The sequence below is a fragment of the Sphingobacterium sp. UBA7038 genome (genome assembly GCF_002494055.1).
Classification (GTDB): domain Bacteria; phylum Bacteroidota; class Bacteroidia; order Sphingobacteriales; family Sphingobacteriaceae; genus Sphingobacterium; species Sphingobacterium multivorum.
In genome coordinates, this window is sequence record NZ_DLAV01000020.1 from 146,240 (window position 1) to 173,170 (window position 26,931).

Here is a 26,931-nt window from a genome sequence, read left to right on the forward strand (position 1 = left end):
CACGGAAACAGAGTTTATATGTTTCCAAAATGCCACTGAAAAATATGGAGAACGCACAGTCGTATGCTGTCGTTACCAAAGAGTTGCTAAAAAGTCAGGTGAATACAAATTATGATGATGCATTAGCCAACGTTTCAGGAATTGATAAGCTTTGGTCGGCGACTGGACGGCCCGGAGACGGTGTTAGTTACTACACGTTGCGCGGTTTTAGTACGCAGGCTGCCATGATTAATGGTGTAGTCGGTATTTCCAGTACAAGTCCAGACCCTGCGAATCTCGAAACAATTGAAGTGATTAAAGGGCCCTCTGGTTCATTATATGGCGGTGCGGCTGTTGGTTTCGGTGGATTAATCAATAATATCACGAAAAAACCTTTAGATACCGTGGGCGGTCGGGTAAATTATATTTTTGGAAGTTTCGCACAACATCGCCTTACAGCAGATATATATGGCCCATTAACAGCAGATAAAAAATTGCTCGGACGAATCAATACAGCATTATCCCATACAGGTACCTATCAAGACGCAGGATTTAATAAGTCGGTGTTTATTACACCTTCACTAACCTATAAACCAAACGAGAAACTGGATATCCAACTCGATGTTGAACTTTACCAAAACAAGGCTACTAATCCACTGATGGTTTTTCTCAATCGTTCACGTCAATTATTTGCCAGAATCCCCGAGGCACTCCAATTCGATTTTGATAAGTCCTATACTGCTAACGACGTCACATTCAAAAACCCAACCACCAACCTCCGCGGAAATGTAGTGTACCGGTTTAATGAGCGGTGGACGTCCAATACCACTGTAAACTGGAACAACCGGAAGGCAGATGGCTACTTTCAATATGTGATGTACCTACAAAACAGCAATGACACACTTATTAACAGATATGCTTGTAAACAAAATTATGCTGCAAAAAATATCAATGCTCAACAGAACTTTATTGGTGATTTTCATATCGGTGAGCTTCGCAATAGACTACTTGTCGGTCTGGATTATTTATACCAGCAAACAGAAACACATAATTCGCCCTATGTCCTTGTAGACCAGATCAACACAGCAATAGATGATCCAGATTACTATAAATTTAATGCAGGAACCATTGACGCAGCCATAAGCGCTTCAACGGCAGCCAAAACGAACAATAGAGGTCGAAATCAAGTATTGGGAGCCTATGTTTCAAATGTATTGGATCTCACGTCGCAGCTACATTTAAACCTAGCGTTGCGTATGGATTATTTTGATAACAAAGGAACCTACAACTTCGATAAAGACACAACAACTGGGACTTACCATCAGACTGCGTTCTCACCCCGTTTCGGTTTGGTTTATGAAGCTGTAAAAGGTCAGGTATCACTATTCGCCAATTATCAAAATGGGTTTAAAAATGTATCTCCAGTTGTACAGCCACATCCCAGCATCTCGGGAGACTTCAAGCCCCAACAAGCCAAACAATGGGAAGCCGGAGTCAAATTAGACCTTTTAAACAACAAATTAGGCCTGACAGCAAGTTACTATGACATTTCAGTAGATAATATGCTTCGTCCTGACATAGTTACCATTGACGGACAAACCTATAATATTAGTGTACAGGACGGAACGCGCTTGAGCCGGGGAGTTGACTTTGATGTAACATTGGCCCCTATTCAAGGTCTAAACCTCATTATGAACTATAGTTATAACAATAGTAAGATGACTAAAGCAGACAAGAATGTCAACAACCTACGTCCGACAGAAGCTGGGCCTAAACATCTTTCCAACATCTGGGCAAACTATAGCTTACAGCAAGGAAAACTAAAAGGACTAGGATTTGGTATCGGAATGAATTATGCAAGTGAAAATGTAATTACCAATAGTGTTGCAACTGGCACATTTACCCTTCCGTCTTACACACTCTTGAACGCGAGTCTATCTTATGGATTTAAACATTTTGAATTCGCCTTCAAAGCAAACAATTTAGGAAATCAAACTTATTTCAAAGGATGGACAACGGTAAACCCGCAAATGCCTAGAAATATACTTGGAAGTTTTGCCTATCAATTTTAAAAATATTTTTCTATAAAAAAAGCGTTTCGACAATGGTGGAAACGCTTTTTTTAACGTGAACTACAATTTATGCGAGCTCAATCAAAAATTCCTCTTTTGGAAGTCTAAATTTTTTCAGCTTCAACAACCAATCTTGTTCTTCCATCCGATAACCCAACGGAAGCATAACCGCACTCTTCAATCCCAGCTTGTCTAAACCAAGTAATTCATCCAATTCGGCATTTGAAAAACCCTCCATAGGCGTCGCATCAACGCCTAGTTCTGCTGCCTGCGCAATTGCCAAACCAAAAGCAATATAAGCTTGCTTCGCCGCATGTGCCGCTTGTTGTTCTTCTGTAAAACTTGCTAATTGGCCTTTCAACCTATTTTTATACTCGTCAGTGCTGTCTAAAGGTAAACCTCTCAAGGTATTCATCTTGTCGAAGGTTTTATCAATGCGTTCGTCGGTGTATCTATCCCATCCTGCGAACACCAATAGATGTGAACTATCAGCCACTATTTGTTGCCCCCAAGCCACAGGCACAATTTTTTCTTTTAATTCCTGATTCGTAATCACAATTACACGGAACTGTTGAAGTCCAGAAGAGCTAGGTGCCATCCGTGCTGCCTCCAAAATCTTATCCAAATCTTCCTGAGCGACCTTTTTTGTAGGGTCGTATTTTTTTGTGGCATAACGCCATTCTAGAGTATCCAATAAAGCCATTTTGTTTTAATTTAAATGATCAATAGCAATTTCATAAAGTTATATAAAGATACATAAAAAAATAAATGTCTAAACATCAAAATCAAGAAATAAAACAATAAAAACTAGGACAAAAACAGACTGGCATTCAGCATTTATTACTAAACTTTTAAAGCCAAAACACAGTATATTTACTTCTAATCGCAAATAAATGCCTATTTTATTCAATTTTATTAAGACCTTTGTATTGGTTTATATCCGGTATAACAAAATGACCTTGAACTATTTGTTCTCGGTGGTAATACCCTAACAAAATAGAAAACTGAGCTTTCATGCTCAAAAATAAAAACATCAGCGATGTCTATAACGAATGAAACTGAGCTAACAGGCATACAAAAAGCGAGCGATGCCGTTGCCATCACCTTAAAGGCTATGATAGAATATGCTCAAGAGGGCATGTCCACGAAGGAGCTTGACGAATATGGAGCCGAAATATTGAAAGGTATGGGTGCAAATTCTGCTCCCGCTCTCACTTATGGTTTCCCAGGTTACACGTGTATCAGTATAAACAACGAATTTTGCCACGGAATACCTACGGCGGAAAGGATATTGCAAGAGGGCGATTTGATCAATATCGATGTATCTGCCGAATTAGATGGATATTGGGCTGATAATGGTTGTTCCTTTGTTATAGGAAAGGACATCTTTGAACACGAAAAATTGGTCAATGCATCGAAAGAAATTCTTCAAAAGGCAATCAATAATATTCGTGGTGGTGTGAAAATAGCCGATATTGGGCATCTAATCGAAACTGAGGCTAAAAAAAGAGGGTATAAAGTCATCAAGAACCTTGGCGGACATGGTGTAGGAAAAAGTCTGCACGAGGAGCCCGACGAACTGCTTAACTATAAAAACCGCTTCGACCAACGAAGATTTCGAAAAAATACCGTTGTTGCTATTGAAACCTTTATTTCAACGACCTCCACCTACGCAACCGAACTCAACGATGGCTGGACAATGGTTGGTGACAAAGGTGGATTCATGGCACAACACGAACATACGATTCTCGTTACCGATGGCTATCCCGTTATATTAACTGTACAGAATGCAATTTACTAGCCCGTAATAAGAAAATCCTTATAGGTCTTTTCGAACAAGTTATTGAAAGCTATCGAAAAGACCTATTTTCTTTAAATAAGACTCCAAACTTGTGGTATAGTGCATCAACCCTTTACATCAGGATAGAGGTTGTTAAAAAAATTAAGGGGCCTCTCATAATGAGAAAACCCCCAAATAATATATTTTTATGGCTAAATAATTTTTGTCAAACCCAAAGATTAATCCCACTGGATAACTGACTACAGCAGTAAAAATAGCTTATTCTTCTCAACAAAAAAGTGATGAAAATCACTTTTCATAAAATTTTTATTCTCCTGTTCAAAATTCAGCTTCACTCGTCTTCACATTTCCCTCAACTATTGTCTTTTAACTGTTTTGAAAACTATTTTGAAAAACACCAAACATTAGAAAACCTTTGTTCCAAACTCTTCGCTTCCAACCCTTACTCCTTGCTCAGCTGCCTGAATAAACATGCAGAATAAAACGCTACGATAATATTTGTATTTCGGCTGGTGTAACTTATAAAGTTTAGTATTTTTGATCGATTAAAGTAATCTAGATTGAGAACAATAAAATTCCATAAGGGAGAATGCGGTGTTGACTTCTTGTTGAATGTCCTCAACGAGATGGAAACGGATTATACACATCAAGAAACTTACCATAAAGACTTTTTTGAAATTCTATTTTTCAAAAAAGCGAAAGGCAGATTGATATTGGGGCAAGAGATCCTCTCCTTGTCCGACAATTCAATTATCTTTATTTCAGCTTTTCAGAAACATACCTGGGAACTGGATCCTGAACACCTTGAGTTTACAACATTGATTTTTCAGGAAGACTTTTTAAATGATTTCTTTTCGGATAAATTATTCACATACAAACTATTATATTTCTACCAGCTTAGTTATGTACCCCAGATTATAGCAGATGACACACATATGTCAAAATTCTTAGGTCTTCTCGCCGAAATTAAACTTGAACTCATGGAAACCCAAGCAGATAGTGTCCATATTATTCGTTCTTTACTTTATTACCTATTGCAAACTTTAAACCGAAAATATGCACGCTTAAATATGCTTCCGAACCAAAAAGCGGAAAATAACTTCGCCTATCAATTCAAAGAACTTATGGAACAGTTCATTCGGAAGAAACAACGGGTAAACGAATATGCGACACTTATGGGAATAAGTAGGATTACACTAAATCAGGCCGTTAAGGCACAGTTTAATACCACAGCTGCCCACTTACTTCGACAACGGTTACTATTCGAGATTCAGGATCTGCTGATCCACTCTGACCATTCCGTTAATCAAATTGCTTTTGATCTTAACTTTTCAGAACCCAATCATTTAATGCGTTTTTTTAAAACTCAAACTGGAAAAACCATAAGTGCATTTATTCAGGAATCCAAATAAATGTTGAATTATCTATTATACAAATTGTCGCTATGGAAATCGGGCCATGCAGATCGGCCTCCCCATGGCCCGATTTCCCTATAAATCAATAGCGTGCCAAGTACGTCTCGGTATCCTGAACCTGCGCATAAAAGAACGCCAAAGCAGCAAGAAAGGCATGCTGAACATCCAGTGCAGCAACTACGGAACCATTAATCTCAAGATCTCGCGTTGCACAGGCATCAGCAATTACAGTACATGAAAAACCTAAATCGACAGCGGCGCGTACCGTAGCGTCGATACACATATGGGTCATCATGCCTACGACAACAAGTTTCTCGACCTTATTGCTGCGAAGGTAATCCAATAATTCTGTCTCTCTAAAGCTGTTGGGAAAATGTTTACGTATTACTAGCTCGTTTGGCATTGGACTCACGCTTTCATGAATTTCGGCAGCTCTTGTGCCATCAATAAAGAATGGCATTGCTTTTGGATCTGAGGAAATATGTTGGATATGAACCACAGGTAACTTTTCTCGCCTAAATTGGTCGATCACTCTTCTGGCGTTCATCCCTGCCTTTAAGGGATCCACAAGTTCCATTCCGCCATCTTCAAAATACTCGTTTTGAATATCAATGACTATTAATGCGCTATTTCTCATCTATTTTATGAATTAAGTTTAATACAAAATTAAGCTGGATTTAGCGGCGATGACCTACCAATAAATCACCAAATACTACCATTTTGATAAGAGCGATAAGACGGGATGGATAGAAAGTTATGTAATGTTTTACATAATTTCGATCAAAAAATCACCAACAAAAGCTAACTTCGCTGCATATACACGTCACATACAGGTGATAAATCGTAATAATAGATATCATGGCATTGAAAGAATTACAACACAGCAAAATATATGGCGCAGATAACGGTGGCACTCCATTAATTGTCCTACATGGGCTTTTTGGCATGGCAGACAACTGGGGATCCTTTGGTCGTAGTTTTGGCGAGAAAAGACAGGTACATCTACTCGATCTTCGTAATCACGGACGAAGTTTCCATAGTGAAGATATGTCGGTGGAAGTTATGGTAGACGATCTGCTGTCCTATATTGCATCCATTGGAGCAGATAAAGTATTGCTATTGGGCCATTCTCTAGGCGGAAAAGTAGCGATGCAATTTGCTATTGACCATCCTGAAAAGATTGAAAAACTGATCATCGCTGATATAGCTCCGAAAGCTTATCCTCCACATCATGAGGACATATTCGACGCGCTATCTGCTGTAGATATTACAACACTAGAAAACAGGAAAGATGTACAAGTAAAGATTGAACACTACTTGAGCGATCCGGGTGTTATCCAATTTTTATTGAAAAATGTATATATCAGAGAAGATCGAAAATTAGATTGGCGCTTTAATCTGGATGTTTTAAAAAATAAATATACGGAGTTTATTACTGTCGGGGTAAAATCAGGAATATTCAACGGCCCCACATTATTTCTACCAGGAGAAAAATCAAGATACATATTACCTGAAGATAAGATTAAGATCAGGGAACAATTTCCAAATGCCGTATTTAAAACAATTCCTAATGCTGGTCACTGGGTTCAAGCTGAAAATCCACAGGTATTCGACGCATTCGTTGCCGAGTTTTTAGATTGATAAAAATGAGATACATTGAATGTCTACTCCGACTTGTTGGTCCTTAAAACCTCTCGTAAGATGTAGACATTCAATTCTATTATTTCAACGCCTTTGCGTAGGTCTTTATCGCACGATCACGGGCAATCTGATGGTCAACCATAGGCTCACAATAGGCTGGAGTACCTAATTCAGGAACCCATTTTTTTATATACTCCTGATTTTTATCGAACTTCTCAGCCTGAAGCGTCGGATTAAAAACCCTGAAATACGGGGCTGCGTCGCAGCCACTGCCTGAGGCCCATTGCCAGTTACCATTGTTGGCCGACAGATCATAATCATTTAATTTTTGCGCAAAGTAGGCCTCCCCCCACCTCCAGTCAATCAAAAGGTGTTTACAAAGAAAACTGGCTACGACCATTCGTACGCGATTGTGCATATAACCGGAAGTATTCAATTGGCGCATACCCGCATCTACTAAAGGATATCCGGTCTGTCCTTCACACCATTGCTGGAATTCTACCTCATCGTTCCGCCATTGTATGGCGTCGTATTGCTTTCTAAAGGATTCGGTAACAACATGCGGATAGTGATAGAGAATCTGCATAAAAAATTCACGCCAGATCAATTCAGACAACCAGGTCGCATTGTGTTTTAAAGCAAAGGTAACACACCGACGTACACTGATTGTTCCAAAACGAAGTGCTATCCCCAAATGAGTAGTGCCCATTAACGCTGGATAATCGCGGGTTTTATCATAGTGATCAATGATAGTAGCATCCAGGTGTGGTTCTTTAAAGCTAAGATCGGTCTCTAAAAAACCTAAGTTCTCCAAAGAAATGATCTGCTGATGCTTTTGCTGAACGAAGGGTTCCATTGCGTAGGTATAGGAACGATGGTCCTCAGGACGTAATTTCTCACGCCATTTTTTTGCATAAGGCGTATAAACCGTATATGGTGTCCCATCATTCTTTAAGATATCTGCTTTATCAAAAATAACCTGATCTTTCACAGCTTTGAAGGGAATTCCCTTAGCTTGAAAGAACTCAAAAATTTCTTTGTCCCGCGCAATTGCCATTGGCTCATAGTCCCGATTACAATAGACGCCCTGCACATCAAATTTTTCAACCAAGTTCCTGTAGATAGCGATAGGTTTACCATAGAACGTATTCAACGTTGCACCACTTTCCCCTAGTATAGTATTGATACGGGTTAAAGCCTGATGGATGTAATGAAGACGTCGATCCCTTTTATCCTCCAATTGCATCAAAATTTCCTCGTCAAATATAAATATAGGTAGTACCGGATAACCCAAAGCCAGCGCGCGAGCAAGCCCGGCATTATCATCCAGCCGTAAATCACGACGAAACCAAAACACAATAATTTTATTTTTTTCCATAAAAACGACCAATATTTACCATCATTACCCATGTTAACAATTTTAAAGGGTAAAAGGTTAACTCAATAATTAGGTAAAAATACCTCTATAAACAGACTGAACCATCAAAGGTACTTGAAATTCCCCTTGATGGTTCAGCATTGAATAATTTTATTGTGTTAGTTTTTCAAACTTGCCATGTCAATAACAAACCGGTATTTAACATCACTTTTCAATAGTCTATCATAAGCATGATTGATATCCTGCATTTTAATCAGCTCTATGTCGGATATAATATTGTGTTTACCACAAAAATCAAGCATCTCCTGTGTTTCGGCTATCCCCCCGATCATCGAACCTGAAAAACTCTTACGTGTTGGAATCAGGCTAAAAGGAGCCACAGGAAGTGGATGCTCAGGAGCACCAACAAGAGTCAGGGAACCATCTCGTTTCAATAAACTTAAATAGGCATTGATGTCATGCTGTGCCGAAACACAATCTAAAATGAAATGTAAAGTTCCCGCATGCGCTTTCATTTGTTCTGCATCAGTTGACAAGATCACTTCATCGGCACCTAAACGTTTGGCGTCATCCACTTTAGACGCAGACGTTGTAATGACAACAACTTGTGCTCCCATTGCTTTCGCTATTTTTACCCCCATGTGTCCCAAGCCGCCGATACCTACGATACCTACTTTTTTTCCTGGTCCCACATTCCAATGCCTCAAAGGCGAATAAGTGGTAATTCCAGCACATAATAAAGGCGCTGTTGCTGCAAGATCCAAATTTTCAGGAATGTGGAGCACAAAATCCTGGTCTACTACAACGCGTTCGGAATAACCGCCGAATGTCTGTTTATTAAGGTGCTTATCGTGTCCATTGTAGGTTTGAATATTTCCACTTTCACAATATTGTTCCAGTCCTTCCTTACAACTTTCACATTCGCGACAACTATCTACCATACAGCCTACACCAGCCAAATCGCCGACTTTAAACTTGGTCACCGCTGAGCCAACTTGAGTAATTCGCCCCACAATTTCATGGCCGGGTACATTCGGATAAACGGTCCCACCCCATTCGTTTCGCGCTGTATGTAAATCCGAATGGCAAACTCCACAAAATAAGATATCAATCTCGACATCTTTCTCCGTCACTTCGCGACGTTCAATATCCATCTGTTTTAGATCGGCCGTTGGTGCACTTGTTCCAAAAGCTCTAATTGAAAATGTACTCATACTTGATAAAATTGTTGTTTTCTGTTTTAAATGACTGCATAAAATTCCTATGTACAACACAGATTCCATCCGCACGATAAAATTAACCAATGGATGGAAAAAATGTTTTGAAGGAACGATAACAAAAGTAAAAAGCAACTTTCAGAATTATGTTGCCATAAAGCTCAAGTTGCTGTTTCTTTACGGCTCACCGCATCATGCTTGAACATCTGCGATAAGCTAAGCTTTGTAAACCGCACGGGTTCGTCAGGATTTTCTACCTGTACAGACGGATTAATCAGTATCTTCTACCTGTACAAATTGCATTGCCAACCCCTGTTTCTGGCAGATGTTCAGAATAGAAAATTCCAATCGGGTACTAATCCGCAGGACAAGCAAAAATTGCTGATCATCCAACAATAAATCAATATTTTTTATCTCCGGGAAACTCTGATAGAGAAAATGATAAATCTCGCTGGCTTTCCACTTCAGCTTACGAGATAAAGAATAAACAACTTTATACATATTTAGATTATTTCAAAATTTTAACGGCAATTTGTTGTAATTGGTGGTTCAAAAAAGGCATCTGTTTCAGTTCCTCAAAATCTCGGGCTAGTCGAACCTTTTTATTTTCATTTTCCAGCGCAAGAGCGAGGCTATCCAAGCTCTCCACATCATTGTGTATCAATAAATAACAATCAATATCGGGATCCAGTACCCCCATCATTTCAGGGCGGATCGTTTCCTCTGTCTCCACCATGACCAAAACGCATCTTTCTGATGCAAAGCTATCCACCGACTTGCCTACTTTCGCATTTAACACCATAGTTGTCATCCTGTTTATTGTCTGTATAAAAAGAATCGATCAATCAAAATAGACATATTTTGTATTTTTGTCGAAACCACCTTCTAAAAAAAGAACGATATACGTCCCTATTATTTACAATAACTTTTTCTCGTTATCCTGTCGAATGGCTAGCGCAGCCCCTTAACACATATACTTGTCAACCAGGAAAGCCTAGCTTCAAAATCCGGAAAACGATCAAAAAGTAAAACTTCCTGCTCAAAACAACGTGATGTTGTCACTAACATTTCCGATAAAAACAGGATATCCTTTTCCTCCAAGGCCTGAATTTCTTCTTTCCTAACGGCTAATTCAATCATTTCACGAATCAGCTTAATCTCGTCGTCCAGCATGTAACGTGTTTTTGAAACCATCAGGGCCGGATCGGATTTCATATCTTCGAATGCGAGATGAAAACGTTTCGTAATTAAATTAATCTGACGTAGTTTTGCTTGTAAAAAACCAACTAAATTATCTTCCAGTGAAGCGTCCCTGTTATAAGTTTTACTCGCGACCTCAAACACTTGCTGACATAAGTACTCCGCAATCGCATCAAAGACATCCATCTTACTGGTAAAGTAGTAATATAACGTGCTCCGCCCCTTTCCACAAGCTTTTGAAATATCCTGCATGGAAACCCTTGCAAATCCATAGGTTTCAAACACTTTCATGGATGATAAGATAATTTCCTCTTTAATATTTTCTTGTTGACCTGTCATTAATCGACAAATCTACAAAAAATGTCGAAAAATCAATTCACCCAGCCAACTTTTTTTCGCCACTCATTATAGGTGTCGTTCTCCTGATCCAGAAATGGAATTCGCTTCACATCTTCAATTTATTCATTTCTTTAGGATTAAGGGGTAAAAGGTTCATTGTGCTCCTTAAGCTGTTTATTGCATTTTTATCTTCCACGGGATAAATACTGCCACAGCTGCTTAACTGTGTCCCATAACGTTGCGGCTTACTTTTGAAAACCTGAATTCGATCGTGCAAATAAGCCAGATTTGCGAGATTGACGTCCAAGATATTATCAAGAAGCAACTGATAACAATCTTGCATAAATTGAGGTTCTCCTATCGCATGCTGAACAATCAGCCAAGCTGAATTGCTAGCTGCTTCGCCGACTTTTGAAATAGTTGGATAACCTATTTCGGCAATGATTTCACGTAATCTTTTTGCATTCCGTCGGTGAATTGTTTCCATCTCCACATGATATCCACCATGAAGCTCTCCCCTCTGCAATAACTTTTCCCGCATTGATTCGTCGTCCTGCGCTAATCGGATAATCTCTTCCGCAATATTTCTATATAACATCTCAATTTTCTAAAATTTTTAATACGTATTTTACTTCTCTAAATCCTTTCCGCCTCGGCCGGTAACCTATTACATTCATAAGCTATTTTGCTCAACTATTGCTAGATTACATTTGATTTGAATACATCGACGGAAATACACTACGTTTTATGTATAATCTTATTCAGGTGACTTACATCAGTCAGCCCAAATTCAGCGACAATTTCCTTTAAGGTAACTCTTCCTGTTGCTATTCTTTGACGTATTAATGTATTGCGGTAGTTTTGAATATATTCGCGTAAGGTAATTCCTGCCTGACGTTTAAAGTAAATACCGAGATAATCGTTGGCAATGTTAAAATGCTCCGCCATTATTTGTATCCGTAAACGATTGGGATCGTAAATATTTTTATGGATATAACAAAACATGGCCTGCAGGTCACGGCTTTTAAAACTATTGCTACGCAATTCGGGCATATTCCGCTGCAAAACATGTACAACACTGAATAATTGGAACCAAATAAGCTCCTGATTTACAATTTGATCTTTTCTTAATAAGAGAAGGGTATCAAAGATCAGTGTTATTATCGCATTATCTTCTCCAACTAACTGAAACCCCATCTGATGAGTTTCTCTACTTTTTATAAGATATTCCAGCTGTTGTATAGCGGACGTAGAACCCGAACTGTTACGACCCAGGTAGGCGTCGGTGAACTTAAGATATACAAAATGGGTGAGTTGTTCGATTTCAAAATAATGTTGGTCATCTGGCCCTAGTAGAAAGATCGACCCTGCTTTGTAAGGAAATGAATGCCCATTAACAATATGTCGCCCTGTCCCCTCACGAATAAAAATGAACTCGTAATGATTGTGATTGTGTTCCGGATGAGTCCATTCAAGTATCTTAAACCCTGAAATAAGCACCGGTTCAAACTGACGATAACGTTTCATTTCAGAAATATACCTAATTATATTGGATTTTTACATTAAAACCCACTAAGCTTCCAACTAACTTTGGCCCTATAAGTAATATAGAAAGATGAAGACTAGAAAAAACACCGCTTTAGTTGTTGGCGCCAATGGCGTTGTTGGCAACAATCTCATAGACTATCTTGAAAAGATGGAGGAATGGGAAATTATAGGTTTATCACGACGAGCAAATGCCGATCGGGCTAACGTTCGTTTTATCGCTGTAGATTTATTGGATATAGCCGATTGTCTCAAAAAGCTAGGCAACTTGGATACCGTAACCCATATTTACTACGTTGCTTATCAGGATAGACCGACCTGGGCTGAGCTAGTGGAGCCCAATATGAAAATGCTAAGCAATGTTTTGACCGCGGTGGAACCGGTAGCAAGTGATCTTCAGCACATCAGCTTAATGCAAGGGTATAAAGTATATGGTGCTCATCTGGGCCCTTTCAAGACACCAGCCAAAGAATCAGATGCCGGACATATGCCGCCGGAATTCAATACCAGCCAACAGCAATACCTCGAACAATTGCAAAAGGGTAAGAAATGGACTTGGTCAGCGATGCGTCCGTCAGTTGTTGGTGGAACGGCCCCCAATAATCCCATGAATCTAGCGATGCTCATTGCTGTATATGCATCTATCTCAAAAGAACTCGGTATTCCACTTCGATTTCCAGGAAAAATTGGCGCTTTTCAGACATTGATGGAAATGACCGATGCAACACTATTAGCCAAAGCAACGGTATGGGCCTCGACCAATCCACAAGCGGCCAATCAAGCCTTCAACATTAACAACGGCGATCTCTTCCGCTGGAAGGAACTATGGCCCAAATTAGCGGCCTATTTTGATATGGAAAGCGCTGATCCTATTCCGCTATCACTCAACACAATGATGGCAGACAAGGAGCCTTTATGGCAAAAATTAAAAGAAAAGCATTTATTAAGCTATAGCTATGATCAAGTTTCAGCTTGGCCTTTTGGCGATTTTGTATTTTCTTGGAATTATGATTTTTTTGCCGATGGCACAAAGGCAAGGCGTCTCGGCTTTCATGAATTTATTGACACCGAACAAATGTTTTATCAGCTCTTTGACGAAATGCGTAAAAAAAGAATAATTCCATAATAGCAAAGATTAAATTTTACCGTCTATTTTTGTAACTTACCCGGCTCAAGCATAACCTTTACTTCATTGCAATTTCATCCGGTATCATTTTATCGTTTCATAGTCAAAAGGATAGCAGATGTTTTGATAAAACAAACAATATGAATACAAAAAAAGCCTTTGTAGTTGGATCAGGAGAACTGGCAAACGCGATACTGGAAGCCGATTATTCCATCCCCAATGTAGAAATTCTACCTTGGCAGCCATCCATTACAACGTCGTCGCCATCGATCATTATACATGCCGGATCGGGTCGGGAGCTGCAAGATTGTCTTGATTTTTGTGCACGTACGGATTCGGTATTCATTGAATTGTCTACAGGGCTAGAGACCGAAAAGCTCGAGACAGCGTTTCCACTTGTCATTTGCCCAAATACCTCCATACTTTTGCTAAAAACACTCCATATGCTTCAACAATTTGGTCATAATTTCAAAGACTACGAAATATCTATTATGGAGTCTCATCAGTCCTCCAAGCTTACTGAACCAGGTACAGCTTATCATATAGCCAATTCTTTACATGTCGCTCATGAACGCGTTATCTCTATTCGCGATGCAAAAACGCAAGCTTATAAAATCCATATTCCCGTTGCCTACTTAGAAAAGCATGCCTACCATCAGATTGTGATCAAAGATAAAAATGATGAAATTAAAATTGAGACCAAGGTCCTCGGACATGATTCTTATTCAAATGGTGTCAAAAAAATCCTTGAAGCATGTGTCAACAATAAATTAGCCAATAGAAGGCATACTGTATTCGATTTGGTAGCTATGGGGCTACTTTAGTTAAACTTTCAATTTAGAAAGGAGCTTTCTACACAACGTCTAAAAATATGGGATTTGGAGTATTTATCTTTATACCGTTGCTGATAATTCTGCTGTTATGCGGGGTTATCACAAAAAGACGATTCTTCGGGTATGCAATTTTATCTCTGATCGGTGGCGCAATTATACTTTTTTCTTTGTCTCAATTTTTTCAATGGATCACGAGCCCAAAAATCCTAAAAAAAGAAGATTATTATGGTACCTACCACATAAAGCGTGACCTGTTCCCAGGAAAAGCTGACTGGCAATATAATAGCTACAATTTTGTCATAAAGGATAACGATTCGATTTATTTCAACGTCGTAAGTGCGGGTAAAGTATCCAAAGTTTACAAAGGCAAGATCGAAACAGTCTGTCCTTACCAATCCGCACGCTTAAAACTGTGGATGGACTTCCCCGCTCATCATATTCTTGCTTCAGATCCAACGGTATACCGAAGCCCTTTAGGCTTCTATTTGGTATTTTATTCGTCGAAATATAACAACGTTTTTTTTGAAAAAGACTGACATTGAAGCGTTATTTAACATGACAAGATATTTTCTCTATGTACAGATCACTGTCCTAGGTAACATGCATAAAAAAACACCAAAAAATGGTGTTTTCTTATTTTATAATAAATAATAGGATTAGTTTGCTAGCATCTATTTCCCTTTTGCCTTTAGAAATCGTTTTGACAAATATTGCCGTACGGGTATATCGTATAACTTCAAACAGCCGTATGCAAGCACAATACTTCCGATCACGACAGCCGCTGCTCCGGGCAACGACTCTTCAAAACTCAGATTTTCATTCTTAACCCAAGCATAGTATAGATAGATAAAGGGATAATGTACCATATACAAAGGATAGGATATATCACCTAAAAACTTGCAAAGCCAACTTGTAATACCATTACCGCCCTTGCCAGAAGCGCCTAACACAACGAGTAAAGGGAAAACCACGACACAACATAGCGTGTCGTATAAACCATTCATCCATAGTTGCTCGGCACCACCAATGCGCGGCATAGCCAAAAGTGGCACTAGGATCAAACTACAAATCCAAAATGCGCCCTTGATCTGTAAAGACTTAAATACTCTAGATAAGAATAAGCCTGCTGTAAATGAAAACAAAAGACGAAGTGAACCCGCCGTAAATTCCGTTTCTGTGAGTGAAAAACCAGCACAGATATCTCCCAAAGGTCCCAATATCGCAAAGGCCGCCAACCCTATCCCGAATAAAACAACGAGCCCAGCCAATACTTTGGTTGAAAATCTACGAATAATCAATGCATACAGAATATTACCGATGTATTCGAAAAACAACGACCAGCTCGGCCCATTTAATGGAAACATCTCCCCAAGCCCTCTCACTTCTTGCCCTGGAATGGCAGGAATCAACAAGGCATTCAAAAGGGTCGCGATTGCCAGCGAAGAAAATGTCACCTTAGTCACATCCCAAACAGAACATCCCTGAAAATAAAACATGACTGCTCCAATGATCGCACCCATTACAACCATCGGATGTAAACGTATTATCCGACGCTTGATAAATTCTTTTATTGTCATTGTCTTCCAACGATCGTCATAAGCATAGCCCACGACAAAACCTGAAAGCATAAAGAAAAAGTCAACGGCCAAATAACCGTGATTAATACGCTGGTCTAAATGGCTCGTCGCAAAGGCTTCAAAAATATGAAAGCAAACAACAGTTATAGCTGCTACACCGCGTAACCCGTCAAGTACTGCATAATGTGGTTTGGTATCTGCATAAACGGAAGTCGGTATTTGAGTATCGGACATAAAAACAAAACGATTTGATTGATTTTTTTACAAGGACGTAAATATAAACAAAATCGTCCATGCAGATTTGTAACAAGTTTACCGGTGCCCCATTTTTAAAGGCTGTTAATTAACACTGGGAATATAATCCGGTAAGTAAACCTGCTCTTTTTGCATATTTTGGATGTAAATTTTAGAATAAATTTCCAAACGGATATCGGTGATGTCTGTAGTCGTCGGCTTGTCGTCTTCATCTTCTCCAAATGAAAAAATCTGTTCTTCCCTTCTATTTTTTTTATGCAAAAAATAGTAAAAGTCTTTATTTTCCCAACCTTTTATATCACTTCCCGCATCATCTTGAACCTTCAATTTTGTAAACGTCTTCTGTAGATAGTTGTAAATATTTTGAAAATCATCTTTATTTTTTGAAGTCTTCAGTGCATATAGATAAGCAAATTCACCATTTTTATCCTCTGCCACTGTCAACGCTGGAAAAGGAACTCCGTTTAATATGGCTATGGTGTCCTTATCTTCATTGTAAGAAACCGTGGTGTAACGATAACCGAAATCTCTGACCGGCTTTAATTTTCGTGTTCCCCAGGCTGCAGTAGACTCGATATAAAATGGTGTTGGCAAACTCCCTTCTGAATTAAAAACAGCAAGCGTATCCTTTTTAAATATGGCAGTTTCAAAGACTTCTTTCAACTCTTTCTTATCCATACTTTTAACGTCCGCATGCAGCAACTCTTCGCTCCTTTTTATCTTGGGGCCATAAAATTTGGATGCATTAAAGGTTCTATCCAATTTTTCAAGTATCACCCTGTCTGGATCTTGCGATTGACAGGAATACAGCATACCCGATAAAAGGATCAGACAGCATACACTATAATATAGAAAATGAAACGGCTTCATCGGAATTGTCATTTAAATTATTTTTTGGGTTATGATCTTTACTTTGCCGTAAAGATCTTCAAACTAAAATAAATTTGTATTCATTTGCAAATGAAATTGTGCGGGATTAACACCTTTTGACTTTTTAGAAGTGCAGCGCAATCCAAAAGTACATCATTCGTGGTCGCTTGCTATTTGGGAGTCCTTCTGCTCAAATTCAGAAACATCACTAAGTAAATTGGGCTTCCAAGCTACTAGTCAGACTATAAAACGTATTCTTACATATAAAAATCAATTTATCTATGTTTGAAATATACAAATTGTGTTAATTTAAATAGATCAAGAACAAGCAAGCTCATATGATGTTCAAAAAGGTATTTTCTTTCGTTTTCTGCTGTTTGTCTACAGCCATTTTTTTCAACGTATCTGCACAAGATTTCAAGCTTTCCTCGTTGCCAAGTCAGTATCAAAAACCGGTCAAAAATGCACTAAAAGCTGCCGGCATGAATCGCACTGAATTAGAGAAAGTACTAGCAAATCTACCCAAAGAAATGCGTGAAGGGGCAGCTTTTCTCATAGCTTATATGCCCAAGAATGATTTAACGACTATTAAGAGCATCTTATCCATAATATTGAAAAGGCTTACCAGGCAAGATCAACGTTTTCCTGGGCAAAGGAAATTCCAGATTCAATTTTTCTAAATGAGGTATTGCCCTATCGGGTATTTTCTGAAGATCTCGACGATTGGCGTGGTGACTTCTACGATCGTTTCTCAAAATATGTGACAAATAGCAAAACGATAAAAGATGCCATTGTAGCCATAAATAAGAATATCAGAGATGAAGTGAAAGTCGATTACAATACGCAACGAAAAAAAGCAGATCAAAATCCATCTGAATCGATAAGCCAAGGAATGGCTTCTTGTACCGGATTATCCATTTTATTGATCGACGCATTGCGATCAGTAGGTATACCGGCTCGGATTGCGGGAACGCCAAACTGGCATGACAACCGTGGTAACCACAGTTGGGTCGAGGTGTGGATTAATGGTAAATGGTATTTTACTGAATATTATCCGGACAAAGACCTGAATTACAGCTGGTTTTTAGCAGACGCGGGTAAAGCCGATCCGAATAGCAAGGAACATTCTATTTATGCGGCTTCCTACAAACCGGCAGCTACCTCATTCCCGGCGTGGAGTGAAACAGAAGTGTATGCCGATAATGTTTCTCAGCGCTATATTGATCTATTCAATCAGCAATATAGCCAACAATTGAAGGACAAATCTTACACCCGTCTAAACGTAACCATGTATCTCAGTAAGGATCAATGTCAACCGGAAGGAAGAACAAAATGCAATGTAGATATCTTCCAAGGAAATGATCAAATTGGCGGAGGCTCGACTGCTACTAAACTGCAGGATGCGAATGATCATTTAACATTTATCGTGAAAAAAAATCAGTCTTATACATTGAGGTACAGCAATAAAAGTGGGCCTACCGAAAAGAAAGTAACTGTAAACGATGAGCCTTTAAATGTGATATTATACTTCAATTAATGTAGATTATTATTTCGTAAATTGAAATTATGAAAAATATTTTTGACAAAACAGTGGGTGATGAAGTGATAGCACGGATTCAAAATCTTAATCCAGGCAGCAGTGCCCAATGGGGTAAAATGACTGTCGATGCCGTCTAATTAATCTCAGTTGCCAATTGGATCGCCAGGCGCTGGAGTGCACTGACGATCCAATTAAAGTTATCGCCACCAATGATAATAGTTATGCATGCCGTCGTATTCAAATCCACACCTCGGATAAAGACTATTACCGATAACATTTGTTTTCTCGGTCTCAAGCATCAGACCACAAGCTCCAGTCTCTTCACACCAAGCTTTACTTCGATCTATAAGCCGAACCGAAAGACCTTTACTCCGATGATCAGGATGCACAAATAGATCACTCAACAACCACTGCCGCTGCAATTTAGTATAATGAAACAATTTATAAAGCTGAACAAAACCAACCGTATGTTCGCCCTGAATTGCCAAAAAGATTTCTGACTCTCCGTTCAAAAATCGCTCCCTCAAAAATTCTTTGGCTTTTTCCAAATCCGATTCCTGTCTATAGAAATTCGATAAAGATTGAATAACGTTGCTGCTTGATCAAGATCCTCAAGACTTGCCTTTCTAATGTTATAATTCATTTCATTAAATAGTTTGATTTATAGTGTAAATGTATCCTAACTCTTTCGTATCAACCTCATCCAGATAGCACATGTACAGTGGTCCAATCTTCGGTAGCATGGATTTCGATGCGACCAATAAACAAGTTCATAATAATTTCAAAAACAGACTTCATGCCCTTATAACTAATAGTTGTCGAATTATAAATGCTTCTGAACGAATTGTAATTCTTCGATGCAGTCAATTTATAAGGTCCCTATATTTAGATATGAAAAGGAGAAAATTAGCAGTTACAGACAGTGAAACCTTTATCAATTATTACCTACCAAATTGGCGATCCATTATCATTGGCAGTATTTTGATTTTAATGGGGATATCGACTTGTTTTATCGGTTATCATCCTCATAATTCACTTAAAGAGAATTTCAGCGCCATGGTACTTGACTTTAAAGACGTATTTCGCTTTTTAGTCTCATTATTTATGCTGTTACTCCACTTATCTTTTATTATCGGCGGCTTCCTTCTTCTAAAAAACAGCAGGAAAGTTATCCGAGCCCGGACAGATAAAAAAGGATTGTATTTTAAACGGATCGAAAAAAAGACCGGGAGTGTCTGGGCTTTGGCAGATTTGGATGTGCTGGTATTCGTGCCCTACATTCAAATCGTTAATATCCGCATTATTGAAAGCAATTGGTTGGGTCCGAGACTTGAGCTTGAGACTTTTCAAGGTAAAGAAACCCTGACCATGTTGAACGTATTAAGCCGAAAACAAAAAGAGCAAATTTGCCAAACCGTGAAAGAATTCGGCATTTAATAAGATTCACTGGTCCTTTTTTTTAAAGAAGAAAGTTTACTAAAATCAGGACAAACTGATCCTAGTAAACTTTTAATTTGATTTACTTGTTCGTATAATTTTATAATCAATCGTTGGGCAACAACTGATCGACATATTCTCTGATCTCTTGGGGTAACATCAGATAAACCGAGGTTTTCAGATTTGCTTTACTTGGTTCCCCATCGATGAAAATATTCTTAAATCCTTCATTGAGCCATTTCCCCTCATCTTCTAGATATCCATGATATTTGCTGTTTAAATTCTCAATAATATTATTATCGTTTCCCATGTTTTCCGTCATTTATTATATGTAATCTGCATCTAAAATATTCGACAGGGAAACATCAACTTTGGTGCCACTCCTCCTTAAAATTTTTAAATTTGGCTATCCAATAGCATGTTTTAAGTTTTCTTAACATTTACAAAAGCTAACAGGGCAAAACCACTAAGCGTTATATATCAATACATTACAATTCTAAAAAAAACTACTTATTTTGCTTAAGTTGATATTATTTGCAATTTTTAGTAGTGAATACCGTAATTTTGTATTTTAATGTTTATAAACCTTTTACTTATGATACTAATAGCAGTTTTACTTCCTTGGTTATCGTTTTTTTTACGTGGTAAAATTCTAAGTGGCATTCTCTGTTTGATCCTTCAGATAACTATACTTGGTTGGATACCCGCAGCCATATGGGCGGTTGCATCGCGTGTTGACGGGAAAAATGAACAGCGCATGCGTAAATTGGAACGCAATATGCGTAATTACCGATAAATCATTAGGGCTCCGTTATTCGATAACCCGAACATCATTTAGATTCCAAAAATTGTTGTACTTGTTTTAATGTAAAATCAATCAGTTCAACGTTGACATCGCCATTAAAATCAGCCATCATATAGTTGCCATGATTTGCCGGTAGAATAAGTAATCGTGCAGCAGGAATCTGCTGTTGCATAGCAGCTAAATGTGTCGTTTTCACAACATCTTGGTCTCCGCCTAGCAAAAATACGGGGCAGGTCAAACGCGTTAAGGATTCGGCGTCAAAATCCTGAAAGTGTATCATGCGCTGGCTGTCTTTTTCATACATATTTCTAAACTTCTCTGGATCTGGGTTCAGCTTCATAAAATTCTCTTTCAGAAATGGCGGCATATCGTTAATAGTTGACGCTTCCATACTTTCAAAAAAACCATCCAGAAGCCCCTCTCTTTTGGTATTTCCAGATGCTGCTATCAGCTTTTCGACCTTGTCTGGATACATCGTCGCAAATTTCAAAAGGGTTGTCGCTCCATTACTAAAGCCAAAAAACGAAGCTTTTCCGATGGAAAGAAAATCTAGAACAGCCAAAATATCTTTGGCATCCTGCTCGAATGTTTCAGCTGAGGATCGATGATCGGATCTTCCATGATTTTGGAGATCTATCAAAATCAACTGATACTGATCATGCAACCTTTTTACAGTCTCCTCAAAATCCGAAAAACCGGAGGAGCCACCACCATGAATAAGAACGAGAGGTTTTCCTGTGCCAAATATTTCGTAGTAAAGTTTTATCCCGTTAGCAGGTGCATAACCGCTTTTCGATTCTATTTCACGCATAATTTATACTAAATGGTCTATATTTTTATCATTAGCAACACGCTTCTACAGCGATTTGTTTTCTATAAATTTTTTAAAACTTAACAAGACCCCATCGGTAAAAGACTGTTGCAGGTCCAAACTTGTAAACGGATCAGGGTCGAAAGTTTCGCGAATAATTGTATTGTTGTCAATCGCCTGAAATTCCACAATACACTTTCTTCCCCCACTGTTACTTTCAATAGACTCCATCCAAATAATCTCATCGTACACACCCACATAATCAAATCCTTCGCGACTATTTTTTTGCTCCATTCTAAAATTAAACATCCCTCCTTCCCTAAAATCGATACCAGCAGCCGGACAGTGCCAATCGTCAAATGGAATATTCCATTGCATAATGGCATCAGCATCATTCCAGTATTTCCAAACATCGGCTAGCTGCTTTTCAACTAAAATAACCGAAACCAATTTTTTTACAGGTTGATCTTTATGTTTCATAGGATGTTTTAAATGATAAGAATCCTTTTATCTATCTACACCGGTTTAAAATCATTCCGTTCAATGTACTGAGATAAAAGGCTACATTGAACGACATCACAATATTAATAAACTATACAGAAATTCGACTTGTCCTATGACAATATTGACCTACGCTACACATTTTTCTGCGATACTGTAGAGATACACTTTATAGCTAATTAAAGGAGGAAAATTTAACGTAGTGGGTCGATTAAAGAATAAACTGATGACTGTGGTATATTTATTGTACGAACCTCATGGAACATATAAAAACCGATTTAAATGAGAAAATTAGCATTTATAGCAATGAGTCTTGTTACTTTCACGGCCTGTAATAATACTCCCAAGAACAATGAATCCAAAGAAGCAGGTGATCAAAGCAAGGAAGAAGTAACCCCGTCAATCGGCGGCAACAAGGATGAGCACGGTTGTTTGGTCGCGGCAGGACAAACTTGGAGTGAGATCAAACAACGATGTATCCAGGTCTTTAATGTTGGCTTACGCCTAAATCCAACGGAGAAAGAAGAAGGAAAAGCTGTCATTAGTGCCTTTGTTGTCCTTAGCGAGGATAAATCAAAGGTAGAATTATTCATACCTGATGACAGTAAAAAAACCGTCATCCTAGATAAAGTTGAAAACGACATTTACCAAAAGGATAACTATAAATATGATGCTAAAAAATCAGCACTTTATGTAAATAATACGATTAAATACAAAGGTGATGTCGAATAGCCTAGAAAGATTGAACTATTGGCACAATTTGCACTAGATATGGCCCTGAATAATGATTCCCTATCATTTTATTCTCATTCACAGTAATATGATATTGGCCAATATCTTTAAATCTATAGGTAAACTCTTTGCCAAAAGGGCCATCAGAAGAACCATCGGGCAGAAAAAGCTGACTAATTCGTACATTGGCTGTATCCATGGGAGTTTTTATTTTGATAAGAACCGAATCTGCCTGATGGACTGAAATGAAAATAGTATCTGTTTTCCCTGATACCATATTCATTTCCTTAGATCTTCCACCACCAAAAAAGGTTACGTTAGAAGGTAATTCTTGTGCCTTGTGATTAGATTCATTTGTACTGGATTGTGGTGGGCGCTGAGGAAATTGACAAGCTCCATAAATAAAAATTGCCAACACATTCATGATCAATAATCGTAATTTGCCCATAAACTTTTACTTAGGATAACAAAAGTTATTAGATTACGGTTTTAGTTACGACAACTTTTTCTGTACAAAACAAACGCTGAAATTGAATTTGTTACATCCTCCACAAACTCCATTTTGATTTGATTGCATGTGGATTTAGTTCCCGTATTTTTTGATAAAAAGCATAGAAATTCCTATTCCAGAGGGAATAGTTATGCGTAAAACTGAAAATGGACTGTCCCTTACTATCCAATTGAACGACGACTTGCCAGATATAGTGATTATTAATTTGAGTCGATGTCCTACGAAGCTCAATGATATCCACTAACCTAAAGGATCTACCTGCCCCGCCTCTTCGACCGACAGCGTAGAAATAATTTTCATCAAAAAAATAATCTTCGTCACTTAGCAGATTATCTTCTATACCAAATAAAAAGGGACGTGATGACAGTTTTCTTAATTTATCTGTCTCAAAATGATCATTCATTTCATAGCTTTTTTTAACACCGTATAAATATTTCTTAGCTACATTTTTCCTATAGACTTCTATCAACATGACAACGATCAACACACAACTGAGAACCAAAATGATGCCTTTAGAATTCATTTATTCCACAAAAAGAAATTAACTTCCACAAGTCAGATAGAACATCGGAATTCCCCCTTCATCTTTCTCGATAGCATCTAATCCTTCGAAATAGCTATGGTCACCGAGTTGTTTCTGAGCGATTTGTTGTTCAAATTGATACAGCAAATCCAAAGCTGTAAAATGTAGTGGATGTGAAGGCCACGTGAGACAACACTCAGACGGAATGATTACCATTCTACCATGCGATATTATTCCAAGGACTTCCTTTCTTTTCTTTAAGATACCCAATATACCTTTTCAAGTAAGATTTCCCAATTTTACTGTTTACACCAACTTGATCTTCTCCTTCCAGGAAATAATCGGAAAATTGCAACCAATCAATAAAATGCTTTCTCGCATATAGTGACAAACTCTTGAGAACATTTAATGCCACAGGTTTTGTTAAATATCCAACGTCCGTTGCGGATGTCGTAATATGACTCACTACAGCAACAACAAAGGCATTTACCCCTGATTTGGAGATATCCCAAATGGATGTATCAATTTTGCCGTTTTTTCCCTCCAATGCGGTCCCTGTCTTTTCTATCCCAAGTAACGTAAAGTATGAACTCAACATTTGAAGACAAGTTTCTCTATCCGTTATACCAAAATCTCTCTTTAGCAATTTGATAAAATCACTTCTATATTGATCAATTCTTGGATAATTACCAAATTGATATAAGTGAATCGGATAACTACCATCATCTCCGGTACTTCCGAATACCGTAAACCAATCCCCAAAAACAATCACTCTAAATGCGGCTCCTAGCGCATTACCAAACTGTTCTTCATAAGGAATATTCAGAAGTACAGTGTTATCAGATACTAAACTTCCCGCCCTTTTTTCCTCTTCGGCTTTCAAAGTAAGTTCATCTTTGGCTTCATTTACACCTTCCTTTGCCGCATTCAATAATTCTTTCAAAAATTTAAACATAACGGTATTGATATTAACTACTTAAAAGAAATCTTACTTACTATATTTTGGTACCAGCGCATAATCGTACGGGATTCTCATGGACAGCTCGCGTGCTTGCCAAATATCCCCTTCGGACGCCTGGTAGAAATCATAGGCATTTTTCAAGAAATTCTCGCCGTTTGGAGCTTCAACCCAATCTTTCTTCTCTCGATTGTAAAGTAAAATCATACAACTTACACAGCGATAATTACCTGCTGTTTTTGGGTTTTCAAAACAAGTTCCAACTTTAATATTAATCTTCTAATTGATTATCACATCGGTCAATTTACGATCTGTGAGATGAATTAATGCAATTTGTGCATCCTCATGATCGGGTCGTAACTTTGCTATTACTATTCGCCCAAAATCTGCCTTTTTAATTTTTTCGATTTCTAAAGCCCTAAATTCCGGCGATATGCGATTCGTATCGACCGGATATAGATCATCTTCGGCAGCCGTCACTTCTGTCGTCGTTACTTCGGTGGCTCCGGAAGCCAATAGCTGCTTATTTTTTTTGTAATTTTCCCATTCTGCTGCATCGTAGCTAACCCACTGCTGTATCTTATAGAGTAAGGTTTCCCTCTTGTTGACTTTTATAAAAAACGCTGCAATTAAAAATGAAACCAGCAATATGAACAGGATAATGAGGACTCTTTTCAAACTAAAAATATTTAATGAAGTATTTAAATCTGTAAAATCGTGAAAACATACCCCATGTTTTCATTGATCACCGTAAATCTGCACATAATTATTCACCCCTTAAATCTGCAACCCATATTAGGTCAAAACTTAGCGATATTTGTAGCTTAACAATCAATATTTGAAAACAACATGACAATTGTTAATTTCAAATATTTTAACCAATTAAATACAAGTAGACTGTATGATTTCCTTATTTACTAGAGTAGGTCATAGACATCAAGGATAAAACTGAAATACATTGATAGCAAATTGTATCTAATAACAGTTTTAAATCAATTTTTAGACAGTAGTCAATCATTGTTTATTCAGTCTACACTGAATGATCACTGAACAAGCACTGAGTAATCACTGAACAAGCACTGACTAAGCACTGTCGAAAGCTAGAATCCGAGTACTGTCTGATCTTTCCTTTGTTGCCCTTGAAAATGATAAGAAAAAAATGACCAGCATATTGCATCCGAATACGTCAGCAAGCCCTTGATTAAGTAAACATAACCATAGATAGCCTCTTTGACATCAATAAACTTAATTTGCTCAAATAATAGTCTGTTCAGATCACTGAAGATAAGTATGAGTTAGATCAGACAAATAGTTTAAAAAAAATATCGAACAAAGCTGTCAATATATTCATAAAATGCTTCATAAAAAAGAAGTTACAGGGATCAATCCAACTTTATTGTTTAGCCAGAATGAGCTTTACAACTTTTTCAATAGGTCGACCAATTACGGCTACACCATCCTTTACAACGATAGGTCGCTCAATTAAGACCGGATACGTTAACATCGCATCGATCCATTGCTCATCGGTCAAATGAAGATTTTGGAATTTTTCCTGAAAAACAGATTCTCCTTTTCTGATAAGTTCCAAAGGTTTTAAATTGAGTTGCCCCAATAATTCAATCAACTGGTCTCTGGTTGGAACATCATTTAAGTACTCCTGCACTTCTATATCCAGAGCTTGATGCTGTAGCACTTCCAATGCATTACAACTCTTGCTACAATTTTTATTATGATAAATTTTAATCATGGCCATAACATGTAAAGGGTATCTTTGTGATAAAGAAAAACAATTATTGGATAAGGCAAAAATACGAACAAGATCACAAACAGTTTAAATAAAATACCACTTGCGTCCTAAACGTTTA

34 protein-coding genes are annotated in these 26,931 nt (G+C 38.1%); 12 read left to right on the plus strand and 22 right to left on the minus strand.

The features are described from left to right. Window positions 1-29: 29 nt before the first annotated feature. Entirely contained in the window at window positions 30-2,051 is a 2,022-nt protein-coding gene (locus B3H30_RS14190; protein ID WP_286777244.1) for a TonB-dependent siderophore receptor, read from the plus strand. Window positions 2,052-2,118: 67 nt separating this feature from the next. Here B3H30_RS14190 and B3H30_RS14195 read toward each other — a convergent pair whose 3' ends face one another. After that, a complete protein-coding gene (locus tag B3H30_RS14195) occupies window positions 2,119-2,754 on the minus strand; it encodes an NAD(P)H-dependent oxidoreductase (protein ID WP_070565384.1) in 636 nt (211 codons plus the stop codon). Window positions 2,755-3,090: 336 nt separating this feature from the next. Here B3H30_RS14195 and map point away from each other — a divergent pair, with 336 nt between their 5' ends. After that, complete coding sequence (map, locus tag B3H30_RS14200; protein WP_286709999.1) at window positions 3,091-3,852, plus strand: type I methionyl aminopeptidase; 762 nt, start codon at window positions 3,091-3,093, stop codon at window positions 3,850-3,852. Window positions 3,853-4,412: 560 nt separating this feature from the next. Next, window positions 4,413-5,264 (plus strand): helix-turn-helix domain-containing protein, encoded by an 852-nt coding sequence (locus B3H30_RS14205; RefSeq protein ID WP_286709998.1) that lies wholly within the window; start codon window positions 4,413-4,415, stop codon window positions 5,262-5,264. An 85-nt stretch (window positions 5,265-5,349) separates the two neighbouring features. Here B3H30_RS14205 and B3H30_RS14210 read toward each other — a convergent pair whose 3' ends face one another. Continuing rightward, a complete protein-coding gene (locus tag B3H30_RS14210) occupies window positions 5,350-5,904 on the minus strand; it encodes a cysteine hydrolase family protein (protein WP_046674600.1) in 555 nt (184 codons plus the stop codon). A 221-nt stretch (window positions 5,905-6,125) separates the two neighbouring features. Here B3H30_RS14210 and B3H30_RS14215 point away from each other — a divergent pair, with 221 nt between their 5' ends. Continuing rightward, entirely contained in the window at window positions 6,126-6,908 is a 783-nt protein-coding gene (locus B3H30_RS14215) for an alpha/beta fold hydrolase (protein WP_204991071.1), read from the plus strand. Window positions 6,909-6,987: 79 nt separating this feature from the next. Here the strand turns inward: B3H30_RS14215 and B3H30_RS14220 are convergent, their stop codons facing one another. The 7 genes from B3H30_RS14220 to B3H30_RS14250 all read right to left on the minus strand — a co-directional run bounded on the left by B3H30_RS14220 (window position 6,988) and on the right by B3H30_RS14250 (window position 12,569). Further along, window positions 6,988-8,286, minus strand: coding sequence for a cryptochrome/photolyase family protein (locus B3H30_RS14220; RefSeq protein ID WP_115049318.1), 1,299 nt, complete (start codon window positions 8,284-8,286; stop codon window positions 6,988-6,990). Window positions 8,287-8,444: 158 nt separating this feature from the next. Next, entirely contained in the window at window positions 8,445-9,500 is a 1,056-nt protein-coding gene (locus B3H30_RS14225; RefSeq protein ID WP_201639082.1) for an NAD(P)-dependent alcohol dehydrogenase, read from the minus strand. Window positions 9,501-9,773: 273 nt separating this feature from the next. Continuing rightward, a complete protein-coding gene (locus tag B3H30_RS14230; RefSeq protein WP_046674596.1) occupies window positions 9,774-10,004 on the minus strand; it encodes a hypothetical protein in 231 nt (76 codons plus the stop codon). Between the two features lie 7 nt (window positions 10,005-10,011). After that, window positions 10,012-10,305, minus strand: a complete 294-nt coding sequence (locus tag B3H30_RS14235) for a hypothetical protein (protein ID WP_070565396.1) — start codon at window positions 10,303-10,305, stop codon at window positions 10,012-10,014. Between the two features lie 149 nt (window positions 10,306-10,454). After that, window positions 10,455-11,042, minus strand: a complete 588-nt coding sequence (locus tag B3H30_RS14240) for a TetR/AcrR family transcriptional regulator (protein ID WP_070565398.1) — start codon at window positions 11,040-11,042, stop codon at window positions 10,455-10,457. A 106-nt stretch (window positions 11,043-11,148) separates the two neighbouring features. Further along, window positions 11,149-11,640 carry a DUF6624 domain-containing protein gene (locus B3H30_RS14245; RefSeq protein WP_083295905.1) on the minus strand — a complete coding sequence of 164 codons (492 nt, stop codon included), beginning with the start codon at window positions 11,638-11,640 and terminating at the stop codon, window positions 11,149-11,151. A 140-nt stretch (window positions 11,641-11,780) separates the two neighbouring features. Then, window positions 11,781-12,569, minus strand: a complete 789-nt coding sequence (locus B3H30_RS14250) for an AraC family transcriptional regulator (protein ID WP_286709996.1) — start codon at window positions 12,567-12,569, stop codon at window positions 11,781-11,783. Between the two features lie 88 nt (window positions 12,570-12,657). On the opposite strand from B3H30_RS14250, the gene B3H30_RS14255 reads away from it, so the two are divergent. The 3 genes from B3H30_RS14255 to B3H30_RS14265 all read left to right on the plus strand — a co-directional run bounded on the left by B3H30_RS14255 (window position 12,658) and on the right by B3H30_RS14265 (window position 15,082). Beyond that, window positions 12,658-13,713 carry an SDR family oxidoreductase gene (locus B3H30_RS14255; protein ID WP_070565402.1) on the plus strand — a complete coding sequence of 352 codons (1,056 nt, stop codon included), beginning with the start codon at window positions 12,658-12,660 and terminating at the stop codon, window positions 13,711-13,713. A 140-nt stretch (window positions 13,714-13,853) separates the two neighbouring features. Beyond that, on the plus strand, window positions 13,854-14,537 hold the full coding sequence (locus B3H30_RS14260) for a dihydrodipicolinate reductase C-terminal domain-containing protein (protein WP_286834508.1): 684 nt from the start codon (window positions 13,854-13,856) through the stop codon (window positions 14,535-14,537). A gap of 47 nt (window positions 14,538-14,584) precedes the next feature. Beyond that, entirely contained in the window at window positions 14,585-15,082 is a 498-nt protein-coding gene (locus B3H30_RS14265; protein WP_286834510.1) for a hypothetical protein, read from the plus strand. A 135-nt stretch (window positions 15,083-15,217) separates the two neighbouring features. On the opposite strand, the gene B3H30_RS14270 is transcribed toward B3H30_RS14265, so the two are convergent. Further along, entirely contained in the window at window positions 15,218-16,357 is a 1,140-nt protein-coding gene (locus tag B3H30_RS14270) for an acyltransferase family protein (RefSeq protein WP_070565408.1), read from the minus strand. Between the two features lie 105 nt (window positions 16,358-16,462). After that, window positions 16,463-17,248, minus strand: a complete 786-nt coding sequence (locus tag B3H30_RS14275) for a hypothetical protein (protein WP_139144970.1) — start codon at window positions 17,246-17,248, stop codon at window positions 16,463-16,465. A gap of 338 nt (window positions 17,249-17,586) precedes the next feature. On the opposite strand from B3H30_RS14275, the gene B3H30_RS14280 reads away from it, so the two are divergent. Both B3H30_RS14280 and B3H30_RS14285 read left to right on the plus strand, forming a co-directional pair. Beyond that, window positions 17,587-17,928, plus strand: a complete 342-nt coding sequence (locus B3H30_RS14280) for a hypothetical protein (protein WP_286709994.1) — start codon at window positions 17,587-17,589, stop codon at window positions 17,926-17,928. 8 nt (window positions 17,929-17,936) lie between these two features. Next, the gene (locus B3H30_RS14285; protein ID WP_286709993.1) at window positions 17,937-18,785 is read left to right on the plus strand and encodes a transglutaminase-like domain-containing protein; all 849 of its coding nucleotides are present in this window, start codon (window positions 17,937-17,939) and stop codon (window positions 18,783-18,785) included. A 200-nt stretch (window positions 18,786-18,985) separates the two neighbouring features. Here B3H30_RS14285 and B3H30_RS14290 read toward each other — a convergent pair whose 3' ends face one another. Beyond that, window positions 18,986-19,336 (minus strand): GNAT family N-acetyltransferase, encoded by a 351-nt coding sequence (locus B3H30_RS14290; protein ID WP_254667696.1) that lies wholly within the window; start codon window positions 19,334-19,336, stop codon window positions 18,986-18,988. Between the two features lie 343 nt (window positions 19,337-19,679). Here B3H30_RS14290 and B3H30_RS14295 point away from each other — a divergent pair, with 343 nt between their 5' ends. After that, a complete protein-coding gene (locus B3H30_RS14295; protein WP_070565414.1) occupies window positions 19,680-20,225 on the plus strand; it encodes a hypothetical protein in 546 nt (181 codons plus the stop codon). Between the two features lie 106 nt (window positions 20,226-20,331). Here the strand turns inward: B3H30_RS14295 and B3H30_RS14300 are convergent, their stop codons facing one another. Beyond that, window positions 20,332-20,535 (minus strand): hypothetical protein, encoded by a 204-nt coding sequence (locus B3H30_RS14300; RefSeq protein WP_139144971.1) that lies wholly within the window; start codon window positions 20,533-20,535, stop codon window positions 20,332-20,334. Between the two features lie 285 nt (window positions 20,536-20,820). Between B3H30_RS14300 and B3H30_RS14305 the strand changes: the two genes are divergently transcribed. Continuing rightward, window positions 20,821-21,021 carry a YqaE/Pmp3 family membrane protein gene (locus tag B3H30_RS14305; RefSeq protein ID WP_046674694.1) on the plus strand — a complete coding sequence of 67 codons (201 nt, stop codon included), beginning with the start codon at window positions 20,821-20,823 and terminating at the stop codon, window positions 21,019-21,021. A 34-nt stretch (window positions 21,022-21,055) separates the two neighbouring features. Here the strand turns inward: B3H30_RS14305 and B3H30_RS14310 are convergent, their stop codons facing one another. Beyond that, on the minus strand, window positions 21,056-21,841 hold the full coding sequence (locus tag B3H30_RS14310) for an alpha/beta fold hydrolase (protein WP_046674583.1): 786 nt from the start codon (window positions 21,839-21,841) through the stop codon (window positions 21,056-21,058). Between the two features lie 45 nt (window positions 21,842-21,886). Further along, window positions 21,887-22,321 (minus strand): SRPBCC domain-containing protein, encoded by a 435-nt coding sequence (locus B3H30_RS14315; RefSeq protein ID WP_070565417.1) that lies wholly within the window; start codon window positions 22,319-22,321, stop codon window positions 21,887-21,889. Between the two features lie 303 nt (window positions 22,322-22,624). On the opposite strand from B3H30_RS14315, the gene B3H30_RS14320 reads away from it, so the two are divergent. Further along, window positions 22,625-23,074, plus strand: coding sequence for a hypothetical protein (locus B3H30_RS14320; RefSeq protein WP_070565419.1), 450 nt, complete (start codon window positions 22,625-22,627; stop codon window positions 23,072-23,074). 1 nt (window position 23,075) lies between these two features. Here B3H30_RS14320 and B3H30_RS14325 read toward each other — a convergent pair whose 3' ends face one another. The 7 genes from B3H30_RS14325 to B3H30_RS14355 all read right to left on the minus strand — a co-directional run bounded on the left by B3H30_RS14325 (window position 23,076) and on the right by B3H30_RS14355 (window position 26,813). Then, on the minus strand, window positions 23,076-23,522 hold the full coding sequence (locus tag B3H30_RS14325) for a hypothetical protein (RefSeq protein ID WP_070565421.1): 447 nt from the start codon (window positions 23,520-23,522) through the stop codon (window positions 23,076-23,078). 91 nt (window positions 23,523-23,613) lie between these two features. Further along, window positions 23,614-23,988: a hypothetical protein gene (locus tag B3H30_RS14330; RefSeq protein WP_139144972.1), complete on the minus strand. Its 375-nt coding sequence runs from the start codon at window positions 23,986-23,988 to the stop codon at window positions 23,614-23,616. A gap of 138 nt (window positions 23,989-24,126) precedes the next feature. After that, on the minus strand, window positions 24,127-24,324 hold the full coding sequence (locus B3H30_RS14335) for a hypothetical protein (protein WP_070565425.1): 198 nt from the start codon (window positions 24,322-24,324) through the stop codon (window positions 24,127-24,129). Between the two features lies 1 nt (window position 24,325). Further along, on the minus strand, window positions 24,326-25,063 hold the full coding sequence (locus B3H30_RS14340) for a DUF1266 domain-containing protein (RefSeq protein ID WP_070565427.1): 738 nt from the start codon (window positions 25,061-25,063) through the stop codon (window positions 24,326-24,328). A 33-nt stretch (window positions 25,064-25,096) separates the two neighbouring features. Then, entirely contained in the window at window positions 25,097-25,273 is a 177-nt protein-coding gene (locus B3H30_RS14345) for a hypothetical protein (RefSeq protein WP_217493527.1), read from the minus strand. A gap of 72 nt (window positions 25,274-25,345) precedes the next feature. Continuing rightward, window positions 25,346-25,744 carry a hypothetical protein gene (locus B3H30_RS14350; RefSeq protein ID WP_217493528.1) on the minus strand — a complete coding sequence of 133 codons (399 nt, stop codon included), beginning with the start codon at window positions 25,742-25,744 and terminating at the stop codon, window positions 25,346-25,348. A gap of 715 nt (window positions 25,745-26,459) precedes the next feature. Then, a complete protein-coding gene (locus tag B3H30_RS14355; RefSeq protein WP_070565675.1) occupies window positions 26,460-26,813 on the minus strand; it encodes an arsenate reductase family protein in 354 nt (117 codons plus the stop codon). Window positions 26,814-26,931: the final 118 nt, after the last annotated feature.